At 60.9% G+C, this 12,768-nt stretch carries 12 protein-coding genes; 4 read left to right on the top strand and 8 right to left on the bottom strand.

Going from position 1 to position 12,768, the window contains the following annotated elements; genetic code table 11:
- A partial coding sequence (locus ACYAR8_RS24750) for a hypothetical protein (RefSeq protein WP_463581439.1) occupies window positions 1-144 on the bottom strand: 144 nt, incomplete at its 3' end.
- 250 nt (window positions 145-394) lie between these two features.
- On the opposite strand from ACYAR8_RS24750, the gene rpiA reads away from it, so the two are divergent.
- Window positions 395-1,066 carry a ribose-5-phosphate isomerase RpiA gene (gene rpiA, locus ACYAR8_RS24755; RefSeq protein ID WP_463581344.1) on the top strand — a complete coding sequence of 224 codons (672 nt, stop codon included), beginning with the start codon at window positions 395-397 and terminating at the stop codon, window positions 1,064-1,066.
- A 42-nt stretch (window positions 1,067-1,108) separates the two neighbouring features.
- On the opposite strand, the gene ACYAR8_RS24760 is transcribed toward rpiA, so the two are convergent.
- From ACYAR8_RS24760 to ACYAR8_RS24775, 4 genes are all read right to left on the bottom strand, one after another.
- Entirely contained in the window at window positions 1,109-2,020 is a 912-nt protein-coding gene (locus ACYAR8_RS24760) for an SdiA-regulated domain-containing protein (RefSeq protein WP_463581345.1), read from the bottom strand.
- Window positions 2,021-2,158: 138 nt separating this feature from the next.
- Window positions 2,159-3,058, bottom strand: a complete 900-nt coding sequence (locus tag ACYAR8_RS24765) for an SdiA-regulated domain-containing protein (RefSeq protein WP_463581346.1) — start codon at window positions 3,056-3,058, stop codon at window positions 2,159-2,161.
- Window positions 3,055-3,723 (bottom strand): fumarylacetoacetate hydrolase family protein, encoded by a 669-nt coding sequence (locus tag ACYAR8_RS24770; protein ID WP_463581347.1) that lies wholly within the window; start codon window positions 3,721-3,723, stop codon window positions 3,055-3,057. Before ACYAR8_RS24770 ends, ACYAR8_RS24765 begins: the two co-directional genes overlap by 4 nt.
- 38 nt (window positions 3,724-3,761) lie before the next feature.
- Complete coding sequence (locus ACYAR8_RS24775) at window positions 3,762-5,156, bottom strand: FAD-binding oxidoreductase (protein ID WP_178086290.1); 1,395 nt, start codon at window positions 5,154-5,156, stop codon at window positions 3,762-3,764.
- 170 nt (window positions 5,157-5,326) lie between these two features.
- Here ACYAR8_RS24775 and serA point away from each other — a divergent pair, with 170 nt between their 5' ends.
- Window positions 5,327-6,556 carry a phosphoglycerate dehydrogenase gene (serA, locus tag ACYAR8_RS24780; protein ID WP_074889749.1) on the top strand — a complete coding sequence of 410 codons (1,230 nt, stop codon included), beginning with the start codon at window positions 5,327-5,329 and terminating at the stop codon, window positions 6,554-6,556.
- A gap of 216 nt (window positions 6,557-6,772) precedes the next feature.
- On the opposite strand, the gene ACYAR8_RS24785 is transcribed toward serA, so the two are convergent.
- Both ACYAR8_RS24785 and ACYAR8_RS24790 read right to left on the bottom strand, forming a co-directional pair.
- Window positions 6,773-7,210, bottom strand: coding sequence for a DUF4399 domain-containing protein (locus ACYAR8_RS24785; protein WP_463581348.1), 438 nt, complete (start codon window positions 7,208-7,210; stop codon window positions 6,773-6,775).
- 161 nt (window positions 7,211-7,371) lie between these two features.
- Entirely contained in the window at window positions 7,372-8,010 is a 639-nt protein-coding gene (locus tag ACYAR8_RS24790) for a 2OG-Fe(II) oxygenase (protein WP_074889754.1), read from the bottom strand.
- A 195-nt stretch (window positions 8,011-8,205) separates the two neighbouring features.
- On the opposite strand from ACYAR8_RS24790, the gene ACYAR8_RS24795 reads away from it, so the two are divergent.
- The gene (locus ACYAR8_RS24795; protein WP_108122776.1) at window positions 8,206-8,946 is read left to right on the top strand and encodes a DUF2059 domain-containing protein; all 741 of its coding nucleotides are present in this window, start codon (window positions 8,206-8,208) and stop codon (window positions 8,944-8,946) included.
- A 135-nt stretch (window positions 8,947-9,081) separates the two neighbouring features.
- On the opposite strand, the gene bipL is transcribed toward ACYAR8_RS24795, so the two are convergent.
- The gene (gene bipL / locus ACYAR8_RS24800; protein ID WP_463581349.1) at window positions 9,082-10,023 is read right to left on the bottom strand and encodes a phospholipase BipL; all 942 of its coding nucleotides are present in this window, start codon (window positions 10,021-10,023) and stop codon (window positions 9,082-9,084) included.
- 164 nt (window positions 10,024-10,187) lie between these two features.
- On the opposite strand from bipL, the gene ACYAR8_RS24805 reads away from it, so the two are divergent.
- Window positions 10,188-12,605, top strand: coding sequence for a penicillin acylase family protein (locus ACYAR8_RS24805; protein WP_463581350.1), 2,418 nt, complete (start codon window positions 10,188-10,190; stop codon window positions 12,603-12,605).
- Window positions 12,606-12,768: the final 163 nt, after the last annotated feature.

Consider the following 12,768-nt stretch of genomic DNA (forward strand, 5'->3'; position numbering starts at 1 on the left):
ATACACCGGCTGCAGGTCTTCGCGCTTGAGCAGCACGTTGTTGCCCAGGCGCGCGGAAAGCTGGCGTGCGGCGTGCAGCGGGGTTTCCACGGCAACGTCATAGACGCGGGAGTTGAGGATCTTTTTGACGTAGTGCTCGAGCATCGGGGAAGAATCGCTGGCGAAGGGGCAAGACCCGGAAGTCTACCCCTCGCCCCGGCGCACGACCACATCAAGACTCAGGCTTTGACCACGGCATGTCGTTATACTGCCGGCCCTCGGACCTATCGCTATTCCCTGTAACAGCACGCTAGACCGCGATGGCATTCCCGCTGTCACCGATTCGTCGCTGACACACCGCCTTCGTGGGCAAGCGCGCTTACAGGTCGTCATTCTCAACCGGAGCCCACCTCGCATGACCCAGGATCAACTCAAACAGGCCGTTGCCCAGGCCGCCGTCGATTTCATCCTTCCGAAACTCGACGACAAAAGCATCGTGGGCGTGGGCACCGGCTCTACCGCCAATTGCTTCATCGACGCACTGGCCCTGCACAAAGGCGCGTTCGACGGCGCAGTCGCGAGCTCCGACGCAACGGCCGCACGCCTCAAGGCCCACGGCATTCCGGTGTATGAACTGAACACGGTCAGCGACCTGGAGTTTTACGTCGACGGCGCCGATGAAAGCGACGAGCACCTGAACCTTATCAAAGGCGGCGGCGCAGCCCTGACCCGCGAGAAGATCGTGGCCGCCGTGGCGAAAACCTTCATCTGTATCGCTGACGCCAGCAAGCTGGTGCCGGTGTTGGGCGCGTTTCCCCTGCCGGTCGAAGTGATCCCGATGGCTCGCAGCCACGTGGCCCGCGAACTGGTGAAGCTGGGCGGCGATCCGGTTTACCGCGAGGGCGTGCTGACGGACAACGGCAACATCATCCTCGATGTGCACAACATGAACATCACCAACCCGTCGGAAGTGGAAGCGCAGATCAACAACATCGTCGGCGTCGTCACCAACGGCCTGTTCGCAGCGCGCCCGGCGGATCTGCTGCTGCTGGGCACTCAAGAAGGCGTGAAAACCCTCAAGCGCTGATTGTCGCGGGGCAAGGCGAATCCAAGCGGGGATGCCTTGCCCTCAGCGCTTCTTGAACACATAAAACAGGTTCGGTTCGCTCACGACGTACAACGTGCCGTCGTCCCCCATGGCGATGCCCTCCGCTTGGGGCACGCTTTTGCTCAGGCCCATGCTGCCCTTGGTCAGTGACACGTTGGCGACCGGCTTACCCTCGGTGTCCAGCTCGAGAATCTGCCGCGACTCATCCGACAGCGCCAGCAAATGCCCACTGCGTTCATCGAACTGCAGACTGGAAAGGTCACGAACGAACAGGCCCGCATCCCGCTGCTTGCTGGACGTTACTTCCAGGATATTCGGGGAGTGGGTTCCCGCGTCGGGAAAGCCGCGCACTTCGATGATCTGCACCGGCCGCCGCTCTTTGGCGACGAACAGGCGGCGGCCCTGATTATCATAGGCCAGGCCTTCAAAGCCGTTGTTGCCGCCGGCGTCAATGCCCAGGGTCAGTTGCTCGGCATCGGCCGCGTCGAGGAAAGTCGTGTCGTCATCCACGTGAACCTTGATCAGCCGCTGACTGTGCTCGTCGCTGATAACGTAGATTCCGGGGCTGATGTACTCGACCGCTTCGGCGTCCCCGAACCCGGTCAGGGGAATTCGTCTGAGAATCCGCCCTTCCAGGCTCAGCTCGACCAACTCGGGGTTTTTGTTGGTGACGGTAAAGAGGGTCTTGCGCTGCGGATCAAAGCTGAGGGCCGAGACGTTCGCCTCCAAACCGTCGATGGCCCGCGCCTCAATCTCGACCTCATAGGCGTCGAGGCCCAGCGCTTGAGCGTCACTGGATTGCCAGAGCACGTACCAGTTGAACCAGAGCCGCTCGACGAGCCGGTATTCGCGCGCCACGAAAAACGACGCGGTCAGTATCAACAGGACAAGTAACGTGAGCGCGACGCTCTGGAACGGGGTGACACGACGCATGCAGGGGGCTCGACTTCAGTGGGGCGAATTTAATAGCACCGTATTCTGAAGCCAAACTGAAAGCGATGTGACATCTCGTTCGACCTTTTCAGGTTCAAGCGGGAACGCGAAGACGCTCAAGCCGAAACCGGCCCGGCGTCACTGCCGCTTGAAGCTGTAAAACAGGTTGGGCTCGCTGACCATGTAAATCGTGCCGTTCTCGTCCATCGCCACGCCTTCCGCGCGCGGGATTGTGTCGCTCAGACCGTTGAACCCGTGCAGCAGCGTCATGAAGCTGACCTGATTACCCTTGCCGTCCAGCTCCAGCAGCATGTGTGACTCGGCGGACAGCACCAGCAAATGTCCGGTATTCTGGTCCGCGTACAGGGACGACAGATTGCGCACGATCAGGTTGTCATTGATCAGCTTGCGCTTCTCGCCTTTCACTTCGCTGCTGCCATCGGCTTTCCAGCTGTACAGCGCTGGCGGACGCTCTTCGCCAAACAGGAACTGCTGATCCCGTGGGTCCCAGGCCACGCCTTCGAACGCTTTATTCTGATCCTTCGACCGACCGAGGTCGTACTTGGGGAAGTCGGCGATGTTCAACGTTTTGGTTTCGGGCGTGACGTGGACGATGGTCATCAAGTGCTGGCGCTCATCGACGATGGCAATCAGGCCGTCGCCCAGAACGGCAACACCTTCAGGGTTGCCCCAGCCTTCAAGCGGAATCTTGCGAATCACATCGCCGGTCAGCGTGATCTCGGAAAGGAAAGGGTTTTTGCCCATCACCGAGTACAGGGTTTTGGTCGCCGGGTCGTAAGACAGATCCGAGGCCTCGTCCTTTTCCATGCCGGCCAGCGGCTTGGCGTCGATGTCGACCTTGTAATCCGGCAGCCAGATACCCGCCGCGCGCTCGGCCGGCGTGACGTTGCGCTCGCGCAGCCACAACATGCCGCGATCGTCCCAGTGCCAGGCGTACGACAGACCAGCCAGGATCACCAGCGCTGCAACGAGCAGCCACCACCAACGGAAACGCAGACGGCTTTTACGCTGTGTCATCCGCGAACGTCGCTTTCGAAACGGCTCTGGCCTGTCAGCTCCAGCACGATCTCATCGCCAACAGTGAATGGTCCTACGCCTGCGGGCGTGCCGGTCATGATCAGGTCACCGGCCTGCAGTGAGAACTGCGACGCCATGTGCTGGATCATCGGCACGATCGGGTTGAGCATGTGATTGCTGTTGCCGTCCTGACGGACTTCGCCGTTGATGGTCAGGCGAATGGCGATGTCGGTCAGATCGGGGTAGGCGTCAGCGGATACGAACGGCGCAATGACCGCCGCGCCGTCGAACGACTTGGCGATTTCCCACGGCAGGCCTTTCTCTTTCAGCTTCGACTGCACGTCGCGCAGCGTCAGGTCCAGGCCCGGAGCGAAGCCGGAGATCGCGTCGAGGACTTCTTCGCGGCTCGGGTTCTTGCTCAGCGGCTTGCCGATCAGCACGACAATCTCGGCTTCGTAATGCACCGAACCCCGGTCCTGAGGAATGCTGAAGCCACCCTCGATCCCGACCACGCAGCTGCCCGGCTTGATGAACAGCAGCGGCTCGGTGGGGACCGGGTTGTCCAGCTCCTTGGCGTGCTCGGCGTAATTGCGGCCGATGCAGACGACTTTACCCAGCGGAAAGTGAACCTTGGTGCCGTCGACGTACTTGTGCTGATAGCTCATGAGCGCTCCTGAAATGCTTGTTGTAATGGGGGAACCGCTTACACCGCGAAGATTTTGCCGGGGTTCATGATGCCGTTCGGGTCGAACACCGCTTTGACGGCCTTCATGTATTCGATTTCCACCGGCGAGCGGCTGTAGTGCAGGTAGTCGCGCTTGGTCATGCCGACGCCGTGCTCGGCGGAGATCGAGCCGTTGTACTTTTGCACGATCTCGAACACCCACTTGTTCACCGTCGCGCACTTGGCAAAGAACTCGTCCTTGCTCAGGTTTTCCGGCTTGAGGATGTTCAGGTGAAGGTTACCGTCGCCGATATGGCCAAACCACACGATTTCGAAATCCGGGTAATGCTGGCCAACGATCGCGTCCACTTCAGCGAGGAATGCCGGAACCTTTGAAACGGTGACCGAGATGTCGTTCTTGTAAGGCGTGAAGTGAGAGATGGTTTCCGAAATGTATTCGCGCAGCTTCCACAGATTCTGCAGTTGCTGTTCGCTCTGGCTCATCACGCCATCCAGCACCCAGCCCTGCTCGACGCAGTGCTCGAAGGTTTCCAGCGCGTGGTTCGCCACTTCTTCGGTGGTCGCTTCGAATTCCAGCAGCGCGTAGAACGGGCATTCGGTTTCGAACGGAGAAGGCACGTCACCGCGCGCCATGACCTTGGCCAGCGCCTTGTCCGAGAAGAACTCGAATGCGGTGAGGTCCAGCTTGCTCTGGAACGCGTGCAGCACCGGCATGATGGCGTTGAAGTCGGTGGTCCCGAGAACCATCGCGGTGAGGTTTTTCGGCGCGCGGTCCAGACGCATGGTCGCCTCGACCACGAAGCCCAGCGTGCCTTCAGCGCCAATGAACAGCTGACGCATGTCGTAGCCGGTGGCGTTTTTGATGAGGTCTTTGTTCAGTTCGAGCAGGTCGCCCTTGCCGGTGACCACTTTGAGGCCCGCGACCCAGTTGCGGGTCATGCCGTAGCGAATCACTTTGATCCCGCCGGCGTTGGTGCCGATGTTGCCGCCGATGTTGCTGGAGCCCGACGACGCGAAGTCCACCGGGTAATACAAGCCGTTTTCTTCGGCGAGATTCTGCAGCTGCTTGGTGACCACGCCTGGCTGGCAGATGGCAGTGCGGTCTGTCAGGTTGAGTTCGAGCACCTGATTCATGTAATCGAAGTTGACGACCACCTCACCGTTGGCGGCAACGGCGGCGGCGGACAACCCGGTGCGGCCGCCCGAAGGGACCAGCGCAACCTTGCGATCATTGGCCCAGCGGACGATCGCCTGGACCTGTTCGGTGGTCTTGGGGAAGACGATGGCGGTGGGTGCGGGCGCGAAATGTTTGGTCCAGTCCTTGCCGTAGGTTTCGAGGGAATCGGCGTCGGTCAGGACCTTGCCAGGCTCAACCAGGGTCTTCAGCTCATCTATCAGCGCAGGATGGGTCATCAACAGAACTCTCGAACAATTCATGGTCATCCTGAGAACGGCTCACGTCCAGGAATGGGGTGTTTCGCGGGGTGCATATGCTAGCATACGCCCCCCGCCAATCGAGCTTTCGGCCGATTTGCGCGCGCTTCACTTACTGCCATTTCTCTCCGGGACACAGGTTTACGCAGATGAGCAAGACTTCCCTCGACAAGAGCAAGATCAAGTTCCTTCTTCTCGAAGGCGTCCACCAGTCCGCGGTCGACGTCCTGAAGGCCGCCGGTTACACCAGCATTGAGTACCACACCAAGTCTCTGCCGGAAGCCGAACTGAAGGAAAAGATTGCCGACGCTCATTTCATCGGTATTCGTTCCCGCACCCAACTGACTGAAGAACTGTTCGACAGCGCCAAGAAACTGGTCGCGGTCGGCTGCTTCTGCATCGGTACCAACCAGGTTGACCTGAACGCAGCCCGCGAACGCGGCATCGCTGTGTTCAACGCCCCCTACTCCAACACCCGTTCGGTGGCGGAGCTGGTGCTGGCCGAGGCCATCCTGCTGCTGCGCGGTATCCCGGAGAAGAACGCTTCCTGCCACCGTGGCGGCTGGATCAAGAGCGCGGCCAACTCGTTCGAGATTCGCGGCAAGAAGCTCGGCATCATCGGCTACGGCTCGATCGGCACTCAGCTGTCGGTCCTGGCTGAAGGCCTGGGCATGCAGGTGTACTTCTACGACACCCTGACCAAGCTGCCGCTGGGCAACGCCACTCAGGTGTCCAGCCTGAACGAGCTGCTGGGCATGGCCGACATCGTCACCCTGCACGTTCCGGAAACCAACGAAACCCAGTGGATGATCGGCGAGAAAGAAATTCGCACGATGAAGAAGGGCGCCATCCTGATCAACGCGGCACGCGGCACGGTGGTCGAGCTCGACGCCCTGGCTGACGCGATCAAGGATCAGCACCTGATCGGCGCGGCCATCGACGTGTTTCCGGTCGAGCCACGCTCCAACGACGACGTGTTCGAAAGCCCTCTGCGTGGCCTGGACAACGTGATCCTGACACCGCACATCGGCGGCTCGACCGCTGAGGCCCAAGCCAACATCGGTCTGGAAGTGGCAGAGAAACTGGTCAAGTACAGCGACAACGGTACGTCGGTCTCCTCGGTCAACTTCCCGGAAGTGGCCCTGCCGGCTCACCCAGGCAAGCACCGCCTGCTGCACATCCACCAGAACATCCCGGGCGTGCTGATGGAGATCAACAAGGTCTTCGCGGAAAACGGTATCAACATCTCAGGTCAGTTCCTGCAGACCAACGAGAAAGTCGGTTACGTGGTGATCGACGTCGACGCCGAGTATTCCGATCTGGCGCAAGAGAAACTGCAGCACATCAAAGGCACCATCCGTAGCCGCGTTTTGTTCTAAGACATTGGTTTCGGGGTGATAAAAAGGAGACCTTCGGGTCTCCTTTTTTTGTGCGCCGCGGGGGCGAATTATGCAGAGGCGTTGAGTCATCCAACATGGATGCCACAGACAGATCGCATTCGCGGGCAAGCGCGCTCCTACAACGGGATTGCGGCGACACACGCCTATGCGGCGTGCCCCAAGCCATACATGGCATCTGCGGGTACGCCATACGCGTTATTTAACCGTGATGGTGATTTTCTGCGACTCGACCGGCGGGTTCAGTGGCACGTGGTTCTTGTCGCCGACCAGCAGTTGCAGGGTGTGCTGGCCCGGCGTCAGGTTCAGCTCGGTTTCGGTCTGGCCCTTGCCGAAGTGGCGGATGTTGTCGGTGGTTGGCAGCGGCGCGTTCATGTCGGGTTGATCCTTGACGTCGATCAGCAGGTGATGATGCCCGGTGTCCAGGACGTCAACGCCGGCCGGGGCGACGCCCATGCCCTTGAGGCCGAACTGCACCTTGAATGCGCCGTTGACGGTCGCGCCATCCTTCGGTGAGATGATGTAAACCTCGGCGCCCGCAGGGGATGCCGTGCGTGGCATGTCCTCGGCCTGGGCCAGCAAGCTCGCCCCCAACAGCAGTCCGGTCAGGGCAGTTCTCGCAAATAACGTCTTCATGATCTCTCCGTTTTTATCGATGTGCGGCTGGCGGGTTCGGGGATTGAAGCTTCTCGTTGCCGACAGACAACCGCTCAGGAACAGCCTTTACCTTAGCTGCGGTTGGCCGCGAAGTGTTTCGCTGAGTGGCGGGATGTAGAAGATTTCATGTTGGACCGATGCTACAGCTCGAAGGGTTCGTTCCCGCGCCGTCTGAACCAGCCGGTCAGCGACAGCCGCTCGCGGGTCGAGGGCATGACTTCGTGGGGCATGTCACCCGAGAGGAACACCACAAGGCAGCCGCCGGTGGGCTGCACGTCATACTCGACGCCGTCCTTGAGGTACATCCGCAACTGACCGCCATGCTCTGGTAACCAGCCGTCGTTGAGGTAGACGACCGCCGAAACCATACGTTTGTCGTCATCGCGAAAGCGGTCGACATGCTTGAGGTAGAAGGCGCCGGGCGGATAGAGCGCGAAGTGGCTTTCATAATCCTCAAGGCCCAGAAACAGGCCCCGGTTCAGCGCTTGACGCAGGCTCTCCATCAGATCCAGATAACGATCGCAGGGCTCGGCCTGCCCCGCCTCCAGCCACTGAATGTGATCGCCGCGAATCCCCTCGCGAACCTCCTGCGCCGGCCCTCGCCCCACTGCTGCAGGCGCGAGCTCTCCCTGAACGGCACGCGTGCGGCATTCAAGCGCCAGTTCACCGGTCAGGGTGTCGGGCAGGAAGATGTTCTGCTGCGACCAGCCACGCTCGGCCAGGTCGTCGACAATTCGCAACAGAAGCGGGTGATCAGGGGATATGCGCATGGCGCGCATAGTATCCATACGCCGATTAATCCGACAGAGCCTGCAGTCCGGCGAATGAGGAATATTTTTGCGGGTTTGAATACGCCCGGCGGTTTTGTCCTGCCGCTGATCGAACCCGAGGTTTTTAGCGGGGTCTGGCAAGTGTTAACTCGACAAATCCCCGCTGCCCCACCGAGAATGGCGGCCTGCCGACAGGAGTCTCTAATGCGCCGTCTGTTTTTCCTGCTGTTGATGTTCTGCACTTTGCCCGCCTGGGCAGACGGCCACGATCAGCTGTACAAGCTCGCCGGCTGGCCGGAACAACGCGCTCATTTTGTCGATGCCTTGAAAGCCGCCCAACAGCGTTACCGCAACAGCCTTCCGCCCGCCGTGTTCGACGCTCTGGTGAGCAACAGCAATCAGCGTTTTGCCCCGCAGGCGATGGACCAGCGCGGGGAGCAAATGCTGCGCCAGACGCTGCAGGACCCGAACCCTGCACTGCAGTTTTTCCAGTCGCCGCTAGGTCGCAAGATCGTCAGTGCCGAGCTCACCGCGACGCGCCCGGACCAACTGGCCAAAAACGCTCAAGGCCTGCCGCACATTCAGGCGGACGACAATCGTCTGCTGATCATCGGCCACTTGGCCAACGCGCTCCCCGCCAAGGAAGCTGGTGCCGAGGTCAGCATGGCGATTGCTGGCGTCGCCGCCGACAGCCTGAGTTCGATGATTCCAGGCCTGATGGGCGGCGGAACGACCCAGGCGATGCTCGACAGTCAGCGTCAGCGGCTCATGGGGCAGATCGGCAAGGACGTAAACAACACGCTGCTTTATGTTTACCGCGACCTGTCGGATGGAGAACTGGACGAGTTCGCCACCTTCGCCGAGTCAAACGAAGGCAAGGCCTATTACCAGGCAGCGCTGGCCGCTGTTCGCGCGGGATTGGCGGTTGGGCAGACTGTCAAATGACGTCAGTGGGACCGGCTTCAGCCGGGAAGAGGACTGAGTAAACACCCCCCATCTTTCGGTGTGACCACTGAAGCCTTCCCGGCTAAAGCCGGTCCCACACTCGCTATGTCTGCCGGGAAACCTGCCCTTCGAGCCCTACCCCATTCGCTCCGTCAGAAACTCAAAAAACCGCGCGCGCAACTCGGGTGACTCGTTGACCAGATGGTGACGCGCTTGGTGCAACATGAAGATCTGCGGCTCGGCGAACTTGTCCTTGAGTACCGGCAGATTGTGTTTCCAGTCCACGGTCATGTCCGACTCGCCCTGCACGATGAGCGGGCTGCGACAGCTTCGCGGCGCGCATTCGATACGCTCGATCCATTTGGCCAGCGCGCCCACCCATACCGTCGGCAGGCGTCGCGGCTGCAACGGATCCGCCAGTAGAAAGGGGAGAAAAGTCGGGGCGTTTGAGTTTTCGCTGAAGCGTCGGTCAATGGCTTTTACGAAGCCACGCAGCAGGTGATAGCTGAGTTTCGACAGGGCCCAGCCACGCGGCCGCACAAGCGGCGCCAGCAGAATGATCTGGCCCTGCGCCGGGCTGGCATCGCCATGATGCAGCACGTGGTCGATGACAATCGCGCCGCCGGTGCTTTGCCCGCACAGGTGCCACGGCTGCGGCAGGTTGAGGCTCTCGGCTTCCACAAAAAGCCGATCAAGCACTGCCTGATATTCCGCGAAGTCAGTAATGCTTGCCCGCGCCCCACTGGACAGTCCATGGCCCGGCAAGTCGCAGGCAATCACCGCCAGCCCAAGGCCCAGCGCCCAGTCGATGACGTGCCGATACAGCCCGACGTGATCGTAAAAGCCGTGCATCAGTACCAGCGTGCCGACCGGCTGATCAGGCATCCACCACTGCGTGACGATGTCGTAGCCGCCCACTTCAACGCGCCCGATCCGGCTGCTGATCGAGCCATCCGGGCCGAGCGCGTTCAAACCATAGAAACGCTGATAAGCCCGGGCCTCTTCAGACGGCGCTTGCGACGCGCTCAGCGGCAATAGCTCAGCACGCAGGTGGTCAGGGTCAAACGTGTCGGACATCGGAATTCCAGATGAGAGTGTGTAGGAAGCGGCCGCACGGAAGTGTCATCTGTCCGCTGCGGCGTGGCAAGTTACGCGACCTAAATCCATGGGCGGTCCGTCTACCCAGTCGCGAGACAAATCTGTAGCCTGCAAAACTTTCCGATTCTCATTTGAGCCACTGCATGAAACGCAGCCTTTACGTCGTCATCGCACTGTTGGTGCTCATCGGGGGCGCGGGTGCCTGGTACATCCACGGCAAGCAGCCGTTCCGCGATGGCGAAATGAGCCTCGCCGGGCTGCAGGCCCCGGTCACCGTGGCTTACGACGAGCGCGGCGTGCCGCATATACGTGCCGACAACCAAGACGATCTGTACCGCGCCCTGGGCTACGTCCACGCTCAGGACCGTCTGTTTCAGATGGAAATCCTGCGCAGGCTGGCGCGCGGCGAGCTGGCTGAGGTTCTTGGCCCCAAGCTGGTCAACACCGACAAGCTGTTCCGCAGCCTGCGCATCCGCGAGCACGCCGATGCCTATGTCGCGCGTCAGGACAAGAACACGCCGGCGTGGAAGGCGCTTCAAGCGTATCTGGACGGCATCAATCAATATCAGGCGACGCATCCCAAACCGATCGAGTTCGACGTGCTGGGCATTCACGAGCGGCCGTTCACGGCGCAGGACACTCTCAGCGTCGGCGGGTATCTGGCGTACAGCTTCGCGGCGGCGTTTCGCACTGAGCCGCTGATGACCTATGTGCGGGATCAACTGGGCCCGGAGTACCTGAAAGTCTTCGATCCGGGCTGGCAGCCAAAAGGCGCGCTCGGACAATCTTCAGGGGTCAGTCAAACCCCTGCGCTGACCGGCAACGACTGGAAAGGCCTCAATGACCTGGCACTGCTCAGCCAGCAGGCGCTGGAGAAAGCCGGCCTGCCGCAGTTCGAGGGCAGCAATGCGTGGGCAGTGTCCGGCAGCCGCACCCAGAGTGGCAAACCGCTGCTGGCGGGCGATCCGCACATTCGTTTCTCGGTGCCGGCGGTCTGGTACGAAGCGCAGCTGACCGCGCCGGGCTTTGAGTTGTACGGGCATTTTCAGGCCCTCAATCCCTTCGCCCTGCTCGGCCACAATCTGGATTTCGGCTGGAGCCTGACGATGTTCCAGAACGATGATCTGGACCTGATCGCCGAGAAGACTAACCCCGACAATCCCGATCAAATCTGGTACCACGGCGCCTGGGTGGACATGACGTCCCGCACCGAGCAGATCGCGGTCAAGGGTGAATCCCCCGTCACGCTTACCCTGCGGCAGTCACCCCATGGTCCGATCGTCAATGACGCGCTGGGCGCCAACGGGGCGCAACAGCCGAGCGATACCCCGATTGCGATGTGGTGGTCGTTTCTGGAGTCAGACAACCCGATCCTGCAGGGCTTTTACGAAGCCAACCGCGCCGACACGCTGGAGAAGATGCGCAGCGCCGCCGAGAAGATTCAGTCGCCGGGCCTGAACGTCGTTTACGCCAACGCCCAAGGCGATATCGGTTGGTGGGCTGCGGCGCAGTTGCCCAAGCGGCCTGTGGGGGTCAATCCAACGTTCATCCTTGATGGCAGCTCTGAACAGGCCGACAAGAATGGCTTCTACCCTTTCAGCGCAAACCCGCAGGAAGAAAACCCGACACGGGGTTATATCGTTTCGGCGAACTTCCAGCCGGTGTCGCCTACGGGCATGGAGATTCCGGGCTATTACAACCTCGCCGAGCGCGGTCGCCAGTTGAATCGCCAGCTGAGCGACGACACGGTGAAATGGAATCTTGAGAACAGCAAGGCGCTGCAACTCGGGACCAGGACGGACTACGCCGCGCAGATTCTGACGCCGCTGATTCCAGTGCTGCGCCGCGTGGTCAGTGAGCCGGAGGAGCACGATCTGCTTGAGCGCCTGGCGGCGTGGAACGGTGACTACTCAGTGGATTCGGTGGGGGCAACGCTGTTCAATCAGTTCCTGTTCAACCTGACCGATGAGGTGTTCCATGACGAGCTGAGCGATGGTCTGTTCACCACGCTGCTGTCGACCCGCCTTATTGACATGGCCCTGCCGCGACTGGCGGCCGACGCTGATTCGCCGTGGTGGAACAATCGCCATTCTCGGGAACCCGAAAGTCGCGACAATACGGTGAAGGTCGCCTGGCATGCAGCGGTCTCTCATTTGAAATCGCTGTACGGGCAGAATCCGGATGAGTGGACGTGGGGGAAGGCGCACACGCTGACCCATGAACATCCTCTGGGCAAACAGCCGCCGCTGGACATGCTGTTCAATGTCGGACCGTTCGCGGCGCCGGGTACCCATGAGGTCCCGAACAATCTGTCAGCGAGCATGGGCCCCGCGCCGTGGCCGGTTACTTACGGGCCATCGACGCGCCGCCTCATCGACTTCGCAGACCCGGCCCATGCGTTGGGCATCAACCCGGTGGGCCAAAGCGGCGTGCTGTTCGACAAGCACTACGCCGACCAGGCGCAGCGCTACATTAACGGCGAGTACGTGCCGGAGCGGCTCAGTGAAGGGGATGTGGCGGGGAACAGCAAAGAAGTGTTGAAGCTGGTGCCGGGGCGTTAACCCTGTGTGAGTGATGATCGTCCCCACGCTCCGCGTGGGGATGCCGCCCGGGACGCTCCGCGTCCATCGCTGTGACGCGGAGCGTCAGGAGATGCATTCCCACGCAGAGCGTGGGAACGATCAGCGGCCGGTATCAGTCCGGTGAGATCAATCAGTGAGAGTG

The sequence above is a fragment of the Pseudomonas sp. HP_01 genome (assembly GCF_055284355.1).